Origin of the sequence: Streptosporangium sandarakinum (assembly GCF_013409935.1) — a bacterium.
Lineage (GTDB): Bacteria > Actinomycetota > Actinomycetes > Streptosporangiales > Streptosporangiaceae > Streptosporangium > Streptosporangium nondiastaticum.
Window position 1 is genome coordinate 366,653 of record NZ_JACCCO010000001.1, and the last position, 15,321, is coordinate 381,973.

Annotated in this window: 10 protein-coding genes; 2 read left to right on the top strand and 8 right to left on the bottom strand. The window is 73.1% G+C overall.

Annotation, left to right across the window (positions count from 1 at the left end; genetic code table 11):
- Positions 1-4 precede the first annotated feature (4 nt).
- From HDA43_RS01715 to HDA43_RS01750, 8 genes are all read right to left on the bottom strand, one after another.
- Positions 5-1,963, bottom strand: a complete 1,959-nt coding sequence (locus HDA43_RS01715) for a CRTAC1 family protein (protein WP_179817976.1) — start codon at positions 1,961-1,963, stop codon at positions 5-7.
- The gene (locus HDA43_RS01720) at positions 1,960-2,931 is read right to left on the bottom strand and encodes a DUF1702 family protein (RefSeq protein WP_179817977.1); all 972 of its coding nucleotides are present in this window, start codon (positions 2,929-2,931) and stop codon (positions 1,960-1,962) included. The genes HDA43_RS01715 and HDA43_RS01720 overlap by 4 nt, the downstream gene beginning before the upstream one ends.
- Before the next feature lie 311 nt (positions 2,932-3,242).
- Entirely contained in the window at positions 3,243-4,232 is a 990-nt protein-coding gene (locus HDA43_RS01725) for a DUF1702 family protein (protein WP_179817978.1), read from the bottom strand.
- 266 nt (positions 4,233-4,498) lie between these two features.
- Positions 4,499-5,359, bottom strand: a complete 861-nt coding sequence (locus tag HDA43_RS01730; RefSeq protein ID WP_179817979.1) for a hypothetical protein — start codon at positions 5,357-5,359, stop codon at positions 4,499-4,501.
- Between the two features lie 118 nt (positions 5,360-5,477).
- The gene (locus tag HDA43_RS01735) at positions 5,478-5,747 is read right to left on the bottom strand and encodes an acyl-CoA carboxylase epsilon subunit (protein ID WP_179817980.1); all 270 of its coding nucleotides are present in this window, start codon (positions 5,745-5,747) and stop codon (positions 5,478-5,480) included.
- A 205-nt stretch (positions 5,748-5,952) separates the two neighbouring features.
- Positions 5,953-8,736 (bottom strand): helix-turn-helix transcriptional regulator, encoded by a 2,784-nt coding sequence (locus HDA43_RS01740; protein ID WP_179817981.1) that lies wholly within the window; start codon positions 8,734-8,736, stop codon positions 5,953-5,955.
- 84 nt (positions 8,737-8,820) lie between these two features.
- Positions 8,821-10,818, bottom strand: a complete 1,998-nt coding sequence (locus HDA43_RS01745) for a 2-isopropylmalate synthase (RefSeq protein ID WP_179817982.1) — start codon at positions 10,816-10,818, stop codon at positions 8,821-8,823.
- 53 nt (positions 10,819-10,871) lie between these two features.
- Positions 10,872-11,210, bottom strand: a complete 339-nt coding sequence (locus tag HDA43_RS01750) for a hydroxyisourate hydrolase (RefSeq protein ID WP_179817983.1) — start codon at positions 11,208-11,210, stop codon at positions 10,872-10,874.
- A gap of 415 nt (positions 11,211-11,625) precedes the next feature.
- On the opposite strand from HDA43_RS01750, the gene HDA43_RS01755 reads away from it, so the two are divergent.
- Together HDA43_RS01755 and HDA43_RS01760 are read left to right on the top strand one after the other, a co-directional pair.
- Entirely contained in the window at positions 11,626-11,784 is a 159-nt protein-coding gene (locus HDA43_RS01755) for a hypothetical protein (protein WP_179817984.1), read from the top strand.
- A 366-nt stretch (positions 11,785-12,150) separates the two neighbouring features.
- Positions 12,151-15,234, top strand: coding sequence for an AfsR/SARP family transcriptional regulator (locus HDA43_RS01760; RefSeq protein WP_179817985.1), 3,084 nt, complete (start codon positions 12,151-12,153; stop codon positions 15,232-15,234).
- Positions 15,235-15,321: the final 87 nt, after the last annotated feature.

A 15,321-nucleotide genomic window follows, 5' to 3' on the forward strand; every position in this document is an offset into this window, starting at 1 on the left:
TTCGTCACTGCTCCTTCGCTTGCGAGCCGAGCTGCACGGTGTGCCGGCCCGGGGTCAGCTGAAGATCCTGCTCGTGGACCTGCCCGGTCCGGTCGCGCCAGGTCAGGCGCACCGGCAGCGGACCGGTGACGTCCCGGCCGAGGCCGATGTGCACCTCGTGGCTGCGCCGGCCGGAGTGGCCGCTGCCGCCGTCGACCTTGCCGATGGCGACGCGCCCGCCGGGGAGGGTCACCTTCACCTCGGCGCCGATCACGGGCGACGCGGCGGACGAGGCGGCGCCGGCGGCGTTCTCGTGGTTCAGCCGCAGCTCCAGGAACGCGCCGGGGGTCGGGCTCTGGTTGTGGTAGAAGACCGGGGCGTCCCACTGCCGGGCGACCGCGATGTCGAGCCGGCCGTCACCGTCGGCGTCGCCGGTGGCGATGCCGCGGGTGGGCACCGGCACGGCCATGCCGAGCTGCGGGGACAGGTCGGCGTAGCGGCCGGTCTTGGCGTCCTTGACGAAGAAGGCGAGCGTCTGGCTGCCGCCGATGTCGGCGCCCTCATGGACGGTCGGCCAGGAGTGCGGGTTGCGCAGCACGCCGTCGTTGGCGGTGGCGAGCTCCTGCAGCTGCGGCCAGCGGTTGACGTCGCCCTTGACGAAGCCGGTGGCCTGGACGATCGCCGGGACGCCGCCGTTGTCGAAGTCGTCGATCTTGACGTCCCAGCCCCAGCCGGACCACGCGGTGCGGCTCGGGGCGCTGTGGTCGGCGAACGGCGCGACGCCGCGCTTCAGCTCGGAGGCGACCTCGGCCCGGTCCTTGGCGGTGGACATGAACTGGAAGTTGCTCTCCTGGATACCGAAGGAGGTGGTGATGTTGCTGACGAAGACGTCGTAGAGGCCGTCGCCGTCCAGGTCACCGAAGTCGGAGCCCATGCCCTTGAACGAGTCGTGGCCCAGGGTCTTGGACTTGGGCACGATCGGCGAGGACTCGCCCTCGGCGAGGGAGAAGGCGATGTGGCCGGGGGTGGAGCGGTTGTACAGCAGCCGGTCGCGGCCGAAGTCGTTGTTCAGGAACAGCTCGGGCAGCTGGTCGCCGTCCAGGTCGGCGGTGCTGGCGCCGAGCTCCCAGCCCTTGGAGACGTTCGTCGGCAGGACGTCGTCGAGCTTGGCGAAGGTGACCGTCGGCCGCTCGCCGGCGGTGGCGCCGGTCCAGCGGAAGAAGTAGTCCTCGCCGCCGTTGACGGCCGCCGACATGGAGTCGTTCATCTCCACGCCGCCGTTGACCTTCGGGTCCAGGACGGGGCCGTGCGGGAAGTAGTTGCCGATGAAGACGTCCACGTGGCCGTCGCCGTCGAAGTCGGCGGCGGTGGCGGTGTTGCTGTTCCACTGCGGGCCGGTGTACTTGGTCGTGCCGACGCCCTGCACCAGCTCGGTGGGCACGTAGGCGTCCGCGGCGAGCTGCGTGGCGCCGCTCTTCGCGAGGTAGACGATCGGCGTGCGGCCCCAGAAGTAGACCAGCAGGTCGGTGCGGCCGTCCTCGTTGTAGTCACCGGGCAGGCAGCCCATGGGGGCCATCGTGTCGCTCATCGGCAGCGAACCGGGGTTCAGCGCGAACGGCCGGTAGCGGTCGGAGCGCGCGCCGGGGGTGGGGGTCACCACGACCTGGTCGATCCGGGTGTCGGTGACGCACAGGTCGTTGGACAGGCCGTCCATGTCGAGGTCGTTCATGGCGATGCCGGCCCCGACCGAGGAGATCCAGGCGTCGATGTTGCTGTAGCGCTGGTTCACCTGGCGGATCGTCTTCTGCGGGTACCCGGCGGGCAGCGCGATGCTCATCGGCTCGAACGCGTAGGTACTCGCCAGGCCGTCCTTCTCCTCGTCCGAGGCGAAGGACGGGCGGCCCGCCGCGAAAAGGGCCGCCATCATGACGAGGGCGACGATTCCCGGCAGTTGCCTGCGCAGCCAGCCAGCTGTCGTGGTCACGGAGTAACACCTCCAGCAAATGCGAACTCATTGGCGATGCGGCGCCGCCACACCTCGTAGGCGGGCAGGTCGCCCGTAACGGGCCCGTCGGGGCGGGTCCGGCGGCTGGTCAGGGCGGCGTCCTCGGGCGTGGTGCCGCACAGCACCCGGGTCGCGACCTCGTTGTGCGGCACCAGCAGGCCGGCGCGGACGCGGGCCTCGGCCGCGAACGAGCTGCCCTGGGCGAGCTGCGGCCGGTACGTCCCGGCCCGCTCGCGCAGCTCCAGCAGCTCGTCCTCGGGCGCGCCGCCCGCGTAGGTCGCGGCCAGGCCGACGCCGGCGTACAGGTCGGCCCGGCGTGAGCGGGGGAACCGCTCGACCAGCGAGACGACCTGCTCGACGTCGGTGCCGCCGACGAACCACAGCGCGCGGCCGATGCCCTGGTCGATGGCGCGGGCGGCGTACGCCTCGGGCCCGCCGGCCGGCCAGGGGAAGCGCGTCTCGCGGTACTGCTCGTGCACGTACCGCTGCGTGTGGAAGTAGGCCTGGTGGAAGCCGTAGCCGTCGTGGACGAGCCACAGCAGCAGCGGGTCCAGGCCGCGGCTGTCCGGCCACAGGAAGCGCGGCAGCCGCGCCATGGCCCAGCCGATGCCGACGTAGATCATGTAGTTGTGGGCGTCACCCCGTCCGGCGAGGGAGTCGGCGGTCCGGTGCCCGCCGCCCGGCGTCAGCCGGTCGAGGATGGCGAAGGCCATGCCGGCGCCCTCGTAGGCGAAGCCGCGGAAGCGCCGGGGGATCTCCTCCAGGCGTTCCTCGGCCTCGGCCGCGGAACGGGTCTCGGCCGCGAAGGCGTAACCGGTGAGAAAAGTCTCGCCGATCGTCTCCAACAATTCCCGGGACGCGTCGTCCTTCACGTGGAAACCCCGGGTGGCAAGTTTCGTCTCTGATATGCCCGGCGTCAGGACGCGACGCCTCAATGACCGGAACATGCTGGTCAACCCAACCCCTCCACCCCTCGTCAATAGGTGTCCTTCATAAATTCACGCATATGCCGAGCTGCGCTCTCCACTTCGGAAGTGCTGATCCGGCGCGCTTTTCCCGGGAGCACGTCTTTCTCCGAAAACCGGAAAACGGCCCGGGAAAACCATTCATGAATCACGCGTGAGTTCACCGGGCGTCACCGCCGGACGCCACGGCGGGCGGCAGCGCCCGGCGGTCCGGTGACCGGGGTCCGGCGGTCCGGTGCCGCGGGCCCGGTGACCGGGGCCCGGTGCGGTCGCCCGGGCGCGGCGGCCCGGCGTCAGCGCCCGACGCGGTCCGCCGCGAAGCGGGCGTGGATCCGCCGCCGCCACACCTCGTACTGCGGGACCGGGCCGGAGCCGTAGGGATCGACGGCCGTGTCGTCGGCGAGCGCGACCGCGTCGGCGACCGACAGACCGGTCAGCGCGGCGGTGGCGGCCGCGGTGTGCTCGGGGACGAACCCGGCGTGGTCGCGGGCCTTGACCGCGAAGACCGCGCCCAGTGCCAGTTCGGCCCGGTGCTCGCCGGCCTCCTCCCCCATCGCGGCCAGATCATCGGTCCCGCAGCCGCCGGCGAACGTCGCCGCCAGGCCGACGCCGCTCCACAGGTCGGCCTGGCGGCCGTCGGCGAAGCGGCGCACCGCGGCGGCGACGTCCGCCGTCCGCGCGCCGTGGATGAACCACAGGGCGCGGCCGATGCCCTGGTCGACGGCCCGGGGGAAGTAGCCGGGCGACCCCTCCCAGGCGTAGGGGGCGGGCACCCGCTGCTCGTCCACCCAGCGCCGGGTGTCGAAGTAGGCCCGGTCGAAGCCGTAGCCGTCCACCGCGAGCCAGCTCATCGTCGGGTGGTACGGCGTCTCGCCCAGGTCGGGGACGACCTTCTTCCACAGCGGCCGGGGCAGCCGCGCCATGGCGAAGCCGATGCCGATGTAGGTGAGGAAGATGTGCGGGCGGCCGGGGCCGAGCAGCAGGTCGCGGGTACGGTGGCCGCGGCCCCCGCCCATCGCGTCGAGGACGGTCAGCGCCATCGTGGCGCCCTCGTAGGCGAAGCCGCGCAGTTCCACGTCGATCATGCCCAGCCGCCGCTCGACCTCCCACTGGTTCCGCGCGTCGATGCCCCACTCGAAGCCGCACACGACGGACTGCGGGATCGCCTCCAGCCGTTCGGCCGCCGGTGACGACGCGCCGGGGAAGCCGCGCACCGCGAACGTCACGTCCGCCAGGGACGGTGCCAGCAGCAACCGGCGGAACGAGCCGAAGAATGTCGACATGGCGCTCTCCTCAACCGCCTGGGAGGCCCGAGGACCACCGCCGCGGGCGTCCCCGGCGTGCGGGGGACGCCCGCGCACACCACTCAGGATGCGACCGGCGGCCCGCTCGGGCTTTTCACAGAATGCGGGGCCGGCGGACGCGGTGGCGGTCCGCACGAACGGAGAAGGGCACGGGACGGGGGCGCCGCCCCGGCGGGGACGGAGAACGCGGGGCCCGGGACGGCGGGGGTGGCCGTAGGGCGAGCGGCCGGGGAGGCTCCCGGCGGTCAGGAGGCGAGCATGTCGAGGATGCTCCCGACGAAGAAGAGCGCGAAGGCCGCCTTCCGGAACCCGTGGAACGGCCGGGCGCTCCGCAGCGTGGCGGCGAGCCGCCGCAGCGCCCGCCCGAGGAGCCACCGCCAGGCGGCGGCCACCCTCAGGCGCGACGCGGTGGAGAGGGTGACCAGGAGCAGGACGATCTCGGCGATCATGACCATGAACGCCCACGGCACGGCCGCCGGGCTCGTCTTGAGGGCGACGACGACGAACACCAACGCGATGACCGCGCCGGCCAGGGCGACCAGGACACAGCCATCGTTCCTGCCGGCCCGCTCCGCCTCGGTGAACAGCGCGCGGTCGGGGCCGCTGAGGTGGCTCGACAGGAACTCGGCGGCGCGGCGCTTCGCGTGCGTGTACTCGTTCTCGTCTCCGGCGTAGGCGCGCAGCTCGTCGATGACCGCGCGGTGGAAGCTCCGGTAGACGTCGAGTGCGACGTCGAGTCCCTCGGGCACCCGGCCGGGAGGCGTGGTGTGGACGGAGAGTCCGCTGATCGGGCCGTTGATGTCGCCGGGCACCGACCACACGGTGACCATGTCCTCGGTGACGGTGTCGTGGAGTGCGGACAGCCGGGCCACGTCGCGTTTGTGGCGGCTGCGGGTGAGGGTGCGCTCGGCGCGTTCCTGGTTCGCCTCGCCGCGCCGCTTGACCCCGTCGGGGTCAAGCAGGTCCAGGCCGACGGAGAGGCCCGCGAGGAACAGGAGTCCCTTCCCGAACCGGCCGACCGCCAGCATCCTGATCCCGTACAGGTCCATGCCGGTGGTCGACTGCCCGTCCAGCCAGGTCGAAAGGACGGTCGCCAGATCGCTCATGGGGCGTATTCAACCGGAATGATCACCGATCGGACCGCGGATCGGGATTTTCCCGCCGAAACGACCGGGTCGCCGGCCGGGCGCGGCGGACGGGTGCGGCGAACGGCACCCGGGCGGGTCAGCGGACGGCCGCGGCGGGCCGGGCCGTCCCGGTGTTCCAGGCGCCCCAGACGCTCCAGGCGGAGCCGGCGTCCCAGATCGTCCCGGCGCTCCAGGCCGGTTGGGCGTGCCAGGCGGTCCGCGGGCGGCCGGCCTCGGCGATCTCGGCGGCCTCGGCGACCACAGCCGCGGCGGCCGCGGCCCGCGCGGTGAGGACCGCGACGACCGCCGCCAGCTCCTCGGCTGTCGGGTTGCCCCGCACGACGGTCAGGATCGGGTTCTCCTCCACGGCGCACCTCCGGCTACGAAGGTCCCACCCGGCGGCGGCGGCGCGCACCTCCGGGAATGCCCTCCCGGGCCCGGCGGGTTTCGGGGTCCGGACGGGCCCGGGAGGGGTTCGGGGGGCCGCACGGACCGGGGCGGGACGCGCGGGTCTCCGGCGGGCGCCGTACGGCGGTGCGTACGGCGGACGCCGTACGCACCGGAGCGGGGTCTCAGACGACGAGCTGGTCGCCGAACTCCAGGACGAGCGGCAGGTCGGCGCGGCGGCTGATGTTGAGCTTGCGGTAGGTGCGGGTGAGGTGCTGCTCGACCGTGCTGATCGTGATGTAGAGCTTGGCGGCGATCTCCCGGTTGGTGTAGCCGGCCGCGGCCAGGGCGGCGACCCGCCTCTCGGCGTCGCTCAGCATGTCGATCATGTCCCCGGCGGGCACGGCCGGCGGCGCGCCGGGGTCGTCGGCCCGCGACAGCGTCCCGGCCAGCGGCTGGGCGTGGCACTCCACGGCCACGGCCCGCGCCCGCCCGGCGATCGTCTTGGCGCGGCGGTGCTCGCCGAGCGCCTCATAGACCTCGACCAGGTCGAACAGCGCGCGGGCCAGCTCGTACCTGTCCCCCGCGGCCTGGAGGTACTCGGTCGCCTGGCGCAGCAGCGGGGGGCGGCGGCGCAGCTCGGAGACGGCGGCCAGCAGCCGGAGCGCGGCGCCCCGGCCCCGGGTGGCGCCGGGGCCGCACAGGTCGAGCTGGGCCTGGACGAGCTGCCGGGCCTCCTCGGCCTGGCCCATCCGCAGGCACGCCTCGGCGGCGTCGGCCCGCCAGGGGATCAGGCCGGGCGTGTCGAGGTTCCAGGCGGCCATCAGGTCGCCGCACTGCTGGAAGTCGCGCAGCGCCAGCGCGAAGTAGTCGGTGGCCAGGCTGTGGCGGCCCCGGGCGTGCAGGTAGTGCAGGCCGTAGCGGGTCTGGAACATCGCCTCGGGCACCGGCCGGTCCAGGTACTCGCGCACCGCGTCGTACTTGCCCATCGCGGTGAGCGCGAGGATCAGGCTGCTCAGCGGCCCGCCGATGGCGACGCCCCAGCTGCTCACCGGGATGATGTCCAGGGCCAGGCGCGCGTGGTGCTCGGCGGCGGGCATGTCGCCCTGGCGGACGGCGATCTCGGCGCGGATCGCGGCGAGCCGGGCCTGGCGGCTCGGCGCCTGCCGGGACGACGCCTCGACGCTGAACAGGTCGCACCAGGGGGCCACCCGCTCGCAGCGGCCCGCGTAGGTGAGGGCCAGCAGCGAGTTCTCGACGGTGTCGAGCGTCATCTCGTCCAGGCGGGAGTCCTCCAGGATCCGCTCGACGGCGTCCATGTCCTCCTCCCGCGGGCCCCGGGTGAGGACCTCGGCGAGCGCGAGCGCCGACTCCAGCCGCCGGCTGACCGACACCGAGACCATGGTCGCCAGGCCCTGGTCGCCGGCGAGGTGCCGCAGCCGGTCGAGGAAGGGCGGGTGGGTGGCGCGCAGCCACAGACGGCTCACCACGAGCTCGGCGGCCGTCTCGGGGTCCGCCGCGGCGCCCGGCCGGTTGAGCTGTTCGAGCACGTCGCGCGCGTCGTCGAAACGGCCGTACCACAGCAGCGCCCGGGCCAGCACGACGGCGTCGACGCCGCGCAGGCTGCCCCGGTTCATCGCCTCGGCCAGCTCGGCGAGGTGCCCGGTCGGCGCGGCCGGGTTGATCCGCCACTCGGCGCGCACCAGCATCGTCATGATCTTCGCGCGCTGGGTCTCGTCGGCGCACTCGCGCCAGGCCATGCGCAGGTAGTCGACCGCCGCCTCCACCCGCCCGGTGCGCAGGGCGCTCCTGGCGGCCTCCTCCAGGATCGGCACGACCCAGGGGGCCTCGACCCGGCCGGCCCGCAGCAGGTGCCCGGCGATCACCGCCGGGGAGGAGCCCAGGTCGTAGCCCAGCTCCGCGGCCCGGCGGTGCAGGTCCGCCCGCTCCTGGGCGTCCGTTCCGGCGAGGACGGCCTCGCGGACGGCGTCGTGCCGGAACCTGCCGAGGGTGAGCAGCCCGGCGGCGCTGAGGGAGTGCAGCTCCCTGCCGACGTCGGGACCGGGCAGGCCGAGCAGCCGGTCGAGCGACTCCGGCTCGCCGAGGATCGCCAGACCCCGGGCGACCCGCATGGTCTGCTCGTGGCCGCGCTGCAGGCACGACAGCACGGCCTGGCCGTAGTGGTCGCCGGCGGTGACCCCGTCCGGAGGCTCGTCCGCGGCGGACCGGGTGAGCTGCCGGTAGTCGTCGGCCAGGGCGTTGGCCAGCAGGGGGTTGCCGCCGCTGAGGGCGTACCACTCGTCGGCGAGCCGGTCGGCGGTCTCCCGGCCCGCCTCCTCCTCGACGAGGGCGGCCACCCCGGCCCGTGACAGCCGGGTGAGCTGGATGCGGCGGCAGTGCGGCTGGCGGACCAGCTCGGTCTGGAAGAACCCGTCGGGCCAGCGGCCGTGGTCGGCGTGGCCGAACACCATCACGATCCGGGCGAGCCGTACCCGCCGCGCCAGGTACGCCAGGCAGAGCAGGGAGGCGCGGTCGGCGTGGTGCACGTCGTCGACGATGATCATGAGCGGGTACCGCTCCGACAGCTCCAGCAGGACGGTGCACAGGACGTGAACGGTCTGGGCGTCGATCTGCCGGCCGCCGGTGTCCTCCGGCTCGGCCGCGAGCACGGCGCGCGCGCCCTCGTTCAGCAGCGCCAGCGCCCGGTCGCGCTCCTCGGGGACCAGCGGCGCGTCCTGGATGAGCTGGCCGAGCACACCCAGGGGCAGGTCCCGTTCCATGCGCGAGCCCGTCGCGGTGACGGCCAGCGCGCCCCGCTCGATGGCCTGCTCGGCGAACACGTGCAGCAGCGCGCTCTTGCCCGTCGCGACGGCGCCACCGACCAGCGCCACCTTGCCCCTGCCCAGCACCGCACTGTCGAGGAGGGCCTGCAGGCAGGCCAGCTCCTCCTCCCGCTCGACCAGTTTCATCGTCGTATCCCTCCTCGGCCCCGCCCTCGCCGGGGTTCTCCGTCTCGTCGCGCCGTCATCCGGCCGGTCATCACCCGCCGGTCGTCACCGTCCCGCCGTCGTCCGCGTGCTCCTCGCCCGCGTGCTTCTCGTCCGCGTGTTCCTCGTCCAGGTGAGCGCCCCCGGCTCCGCCGCGGCGCCCGTCGAGACACCCGCCGTGGGCACCGTTGTGGGGGCCGTCGTGGGAACCGTCTCCGCGGGGGCCGCCGGGGCCGCCGTGCGGCGCATCCGTTCCCGCCGCGATCTGGCGACGGCGGAGGCGGCGGCCGACAGCGCGGCGGCCCGCAGGTCCGGTCCGGTCCCGGCCCCCCAGAAGACCGTCCCGCCCACCTGGAGCTCGGCGTAGACCGCGACCTCGCGGAGCCCGTGAGGTCCGGGGAGCCCGTGGAGCCCGCTGCCGTCGGTGTCCTCGCGGGGTTCACCGGCCCGGCCGGCCCCGGGGAGCGGGTGCGCCTCCCGCCGGGCCGTACGGCCGTCGCCCGCCGGGCCCGTGTGCTGGACGGCGCGCACCCGCAGCCCCCGCCGGGCGAGCTCGGCGCGTACGGCCCGCACCGCGTCGGTCCGGTCCCGCCCGGCGTCGAAGCCGCCGCCGTCGACGTGCAGGACGACGGTCGCCGGGACACCTCCGGAAGCCGTGGCGGAGACGGCGGCGGTGGCGGCCTGGGTCGGGGCCATGGCGGTGACCTCGGTGAAGGGATCGGGCGCCGCGCCGATGACGTACTCGCGCTCGAAGCACTCCCGCAGCCGGTCGGGGCCGATCTCCCCGCCCTCGGCGTCGGCCAGCGCCTGCACCGTCCGGGCGAACTCCACCCGCAGCGCGCGGGGCAGGTTCAGCCCGTGCCGGGCGCTCATGACGTAGGCCAGGCCGCCCTTGCCGGACTGGCTGTTGATGCGCACGATGGCCTCGTAGGTCCGTCCCACGTCCTGCGGGTCCAGCGGCAGGTACGGCAGGCGCCACGGCAGCCCGGCCGGCTCGGCGCCCACCTCGGCGGCCTCCCGTTCCAGGGCGTCGAAGCCCTTGTTGATGGCGTCCTGGTGGGAACCGGAGAACGCGGTGTAGACGAGGTCGCCACCGTAGGGGTGGCGCGGGTGGACCGGGATCCCGGTGCACCCCTCGACCGTGCGCCGGACCCGGTCGAGGTCCCGGAAGTCGACACCGGGGTCGACGCCCTGGGTGAGCAGGTTCAGCCCGAGGGTGACCAGGCACACGTTGCCGGCCCGTTCCCCGTTGCCGAACAGGCAGCCCTCGATCCGCTGGGCCCCGGCCAGCACGGCCAGCTCGGCGGTGGCGACGCCGGTGCCGCGGTCGTTGTGCGGGTGGACCGACAGGCACAGGTGCTCGCGCCGCGACAGGTTGCGGTGCATCCACTCGATCTGGTCGGCGAAGACGTTGGGGGTGGACCGCTCGACCGTGGTGGGGAAGTTCAGGATGATCTCCCGTCCCGGGCCGGGCTGCCACACGTCCATGACGGCCTCGCAGACCTCCAGCGAGAAGTCCGGCTCGGTGTCGGCGAAGTGCTCGGGAGAGTACTGGAAGCCCAGGTCGCAGTCGTCCAGGAACCGCTCGGCGTACTTCGTCACCAGCCGGGTGCCCCGTACGGCGAGGTCCTTGCACTCGTCGCGGTCCATGCCGAACACCCGGCGGCGGAACCACGGCGACGTCGCGTGGTAGAGGTGTACGGTGGCCCGCCGCGCCCCCGCCAGGCTCTCCATGGTGCGTTCGATCAGCTCCTCGCGCGCCTGGACGAGCACCGAGACGCGGACGTCGTCGGGGATGAGGTCCTCCTCGACGAGCATCCGGACGAAGTCGTGGTCGTCGCGGCTGGCGGCGGGGAAGCCGACCTCGATCTCCTTGTAGCCCATGCGCACCAGCAGGTCGAACATCACCAGCTTGCGCGCCGGGGTCATGGGGGCGGCCAGCGCCTGGTTGCCGTCCCGGAGGTCGGTGGAGAGCCAGCGGGGCGCGGCGGTGACGGTGGCGTCCGGCCACGTGCGATCGTTCAGGGGGACCTTGGGGAATGCGGTGTACCGTCCGGTATTCACTGTCGGAGCCCTTACCTACGTGAACCTGGTGTGCCTGGGGATGCTGACACCCGTCAGCCGAATGAGCCGAAATACGTCGAGTACGAGTACGGCGAGAGCTGAACCTGGATCTGGTAGGAGTCGGTCTCGTCGTGCATGCGGAAGAGAACGACTATCTCCGAATAGGCGGCGGTGAGCCCGAGGCCGACGAAGTACCGGTCGCTTTCGAGGATGAGGCGGTAAACGCCGCGTTCGAAACGGCGGCCCTTCCAGTCCTGGACGCGGCCCTCGTGGTCGGTTTCGGCTTTGGCGTCCGGATTCCAGTGGCCGCCGTCGGCGCACTCCAGCCGGATCCTGACACTGGCGGCCGGTCGGCCGTAGACACCGTCCAGTGTCTGAATAGCAATACCCATCTCACCGTCACCTGTCCAACGGGCCCGTCCACGGCGGCCCGGTTCGGCGCTTTCGCCTTGGCCGCCCAGGCGGCGCCGCTGCGAGCGTCGGCTTCGCCTGGGCTTCGTCCAAGCTTCGCGGACCGCGCTATCGGTTCGCCTTCGCCCGCTTATCGGCTCGTCATGCTCTCGTCACGTGTCAGCCGGCCGCCCGCCCCGGCTTCCGCCGGCGGACGGCCGGGCCGCGGCCGGCCGGCCGCCCCGCGGCACCGGTTCGCGCTCCGTCCCGGACGGTTCAGGAACCCCCGAAATCTGCTTTCACCTGCGGAGATGTCCGGAGCGAAGGGAAGCGATAGAGACCCGATGGCGGGCCGTGTGAGCGTCATCGGTGTCAGGAACGGCGTCCGGCGACGCCGCCACGACCGCGGAGGTAAAGATGAGCGGCAAGATCAACAAGACCGTCGTGCGACTGGGTGTCTCGATCGTCATCGCCCTCGCGGGCGTCACCGTCAGCGGCGCGACCGCGAACGCATCCTCCCCGGTTCCGCCGCCGCCCACCACCCACCGCCCCATGTGCTGCAACCCCTGGGGATGACGGGAACACCACCGAACGCCGAAACGGCCGGGGACGCGAGTCCCCGGCCGTTTCGTGTTTTTCACCAGGTTGACAAGGGGAATCGCCCGCGAGCAAGCGGTGCGCCTGGCAACACCTCATTTCGCGTTGTACCATCCATTCACGAAACGGACAGAGCGTACGATCGCGAACAAGGTGGCGTTAGAGTGCCGATCTTGGAACACACCGCACAGAACCCCTGGTGTTCCCGGGCCCTGCTTTACGTAAACTTCCTGTGACCAGGAAAGCCGGCTTCGGGGAGGTCCGTCACTTCCCGTACCCCGCACGGCTGCAAAGCGTAGAGGTCTCGCTGCGCCGGGGGGCGGAAGTTTCTTCAAGGAGATGCGCGTGGAGTTTCGCGTTCTAGGAACGCTCGAAGTCACCGCGGACGGGCAACGCGTGGATCTCGGTGGCATCCGGCAGCAGACCGTTCTGGCGGTCCTCCTCCTGGATGCCAACCGGACGGTGGCCACAGGCCGGCTCATGGAGGCCATCTACGGGGACGACCCGCCCGCCACGTCGCGGGCCCAGGTGCAGATCTGCATCTCGGCGCTGAGACGGCTCTTCGCCGCTCACGGCGGCGAAGAGGTGATCGTGACGAGGTCGCAGGGGTACGCGCTGCGGGCCGACGACGAGCAGATAGACGCGCGCCGCTTCGAGAACCTCGTGCTGCGGGCCCGCCGCGCCCGTGACGGCGGCGATCCCGAGGAGGCCGTCCGGCACTACCGCGAGGCGCTCGCGCTGTGGCGGGGAACGGCCCTGGAGGGCATCGACAGCCGGCTGGCGCAGTCGGTCGCGGCCCGCCTCGCCGAGCAGCGGATCACCTCCAACGAGGACTGCCTCCAGCTGGAGCTCGACCTCGGCCGCCACCACGAGCTGGTCGGCGAGCTCACCCGGCTCGTGGAGGAGTACCCGCTGCGCGAGCGGCTCCTCGGCCAGCTCATGACGGCGCTGTACCGCTCGGGCCGGCAGGCCGAGGCGCTCCAGGTCTACCGCGACGCCCGGCGCACCATGATCGACGAGCTGGGCATCGAGCCCAACGAGCGGCTGCAGCAGCTCGAACACGCGATCCTCACCTCCGACGAGAGCCTCGACGCCCCCCAGGCGCCCGCGCCGGCCGGGGCCGCGCCGCAGGCCCCCGTCCCGGCGGTGCCGGGCATGCTCCCGGCCGGCATCGCCGACTTCATCGGCCGCGCCGAGCAGGTGGACGTCATCCGCAGGCGGCTGACCGTCGCCTCCGACGGCCCGGCGCGCTTCGCCGTACCGATCGTCGTGGTCACCGGCCGGGCGGGGATCGGCAAGACCAGCGTCGCGGTCCACGCCGCGCACAGCGTGATGGAGCACTTCCCCGACGGCCAGCTCTTCGCCAGCCTGCACAGCGGCGTGTCCCGCCCGGTCAGCCCGTTGCAGGTGCTCGAACGGTTCCTGCGCACCCTCGGCATACCCGGCACCGCCCTGCCCGACGGGCTGGACGAGCGGGCCGAGACGTACCGGACGCTGCTGGCCGACCGCAGGATGCTGATCGTGCTGGACGACGTGGGCAGCGAGAGCCAGGTCCTGCCGCTGCTGCCGGGCAACCCCGCCTCGGCCGTCATCATCACCAGCCGCAGCCGGCTCGCCGGGCTGGCCGGCGTCACCCACGTCGATGTGGACCTCTTCAATCCGGCCCACTCGGTGGACCTGCTCTCCCACGTGGCCGGGACCGACCGCGTGCGGTCCGAGTCGGGCTCCGCCGCGGCGCTCGCCGAGCTGTGCGGGCACCTGCCGCTGGCGCTGCGCATCGCCGGCGCCCGCCTCGCCGCGCGCCCGCACTGGAGCGTCGAGCAGCTGGTGGGCCGGCTGCGCGACGAGACCCGCAGGCTCGACGAGCTGATGCACGGAGAGATGGGCATCCGCGCCAGCCTCTCCCTGACCTACGACGGCATCAGCGAGGAGGCCCGCCGGCTGTTCCGGCGGCTGGCGATCCTCGACTCCCACGTCTTCTCCGGGTGGACCGGCGCGGCCCTGCTGAAGCAACCGCTCCTTGAGGCCCAGGACCTGCTGGACGACCTGGCCGACGCCCAGCTCGTCGAGGTCGTCGGCACCGGGCGGGGCGTGCACACCCAGTACCGCTTCCACGACCTCGTCCGGGTGTTCGCCCGGGAACGCCTCGCCGCCGAGGAGCCCGCCGCCGAGCGCGCCGCCGCGCTCAGCCGGGTGCTGAGCGGGCTGCTCATCCTCGTCGACGCGGCCCGATGCCGCGAGTTCGGGACCTGCCCGCAGGCCTTCGGGGAGACGGAGATCCCCCGGGTCCTGCCCGACGAACTGGTCCGTCAGCTCGTCACCGAGCCGATCGCGTGGTTCGAGCGCGAGCGCCCCCTCCTGGTGTACGGCATCCGCCAGGCGGCGCAGGCCGGTCTCGGGGAGCTGTGCTGGCGGCTCGCGACGACCGCCGCCACGTTCTTCGAGTCGAGGGTCTACCTCGACGACTGGCGCGAGACCCACGAGATCGCCCTGGAGGCCGCCCGCGGCACCGGGGACAAGCGCGGCCAGGCGGAGATCCTGTACACCGCCGGCTCGCTGTCGTTCAACGAGCAGCGCTTCGGCGACGCGCGGCGCGAGTTCGAGGCGGCCGTCGAGCTCTTCCAGGCCGTCGGCGACGAGCGGCGGACCGCCCTGGCCGTCCGCAGCATCGCGACCATGGAACGTATGAACGGCCACTTCGAGGCGGCCGCGGAGGACTACGAGAAGGCACTGGGCATCTTCCGTTCCGTCGGCGACGACGTCGCCGCGGCGCAGACGCTGCACAGCCTCGCCCAGCTCCGCCTCGACTGCGACGACCCCGAGGGCGCGAAGGTGATGCTCGCCGAGGCCCTGACGCTCAGCAGGTCCGGGGGCGACCGCAGGGTGACCGCCCAGGTGCTGCACCGCATGGGCCTGGCCCACCTCCAGGCGCGCGAGTTCGGCCTGGCGGCGGGCGCCTTCGAGGAGGCGCTGACGGTGGTGCGGGAGATCGGCGACTCCACGGGCGAGGCGTTCAGCCTGCACGGCCTGGGCATCGCCCGGCTGCGTCAGGGACGCATCGCCGAGGCCGACGCCATGCTGCACCAGGCGCTGGAACCGGCCGGCAGCTCCCGCCACCGGCTCGCCGAGGCGCAGGTGCTCGCCGGGCTGGGTGAGCTGGCCCTGGTGTCCGGCGACCCGGACCAGGCCACCGTCCACCTGCGCAGGTCCGTCTCGCTGTTCCGCGGGATGCAGATCCCGCTCCAGGAGGCCGAGACCCTCGCCCTGCTGAGCGAGGCGCTGCGCGCCTCCGAGGCCGACGCAGAGGCCGACGAGGCGCGGACCAGGGCCCTCGAACTGACCGAGCGGCTCGACGTGCCGGCCGGGCGGAAGATCCGCGAGCGCCTGGGGGTGAAACGGCCGGGGGGCACGACGCGGATCCTCGCCTGACGCTTCCGGGAACCGCCGGGACGGCGCGTGCGGGCGTGCCCGGCGTACGGCGCGCGACCGGCTCCCCCGCCCGGACGGATGCACGGC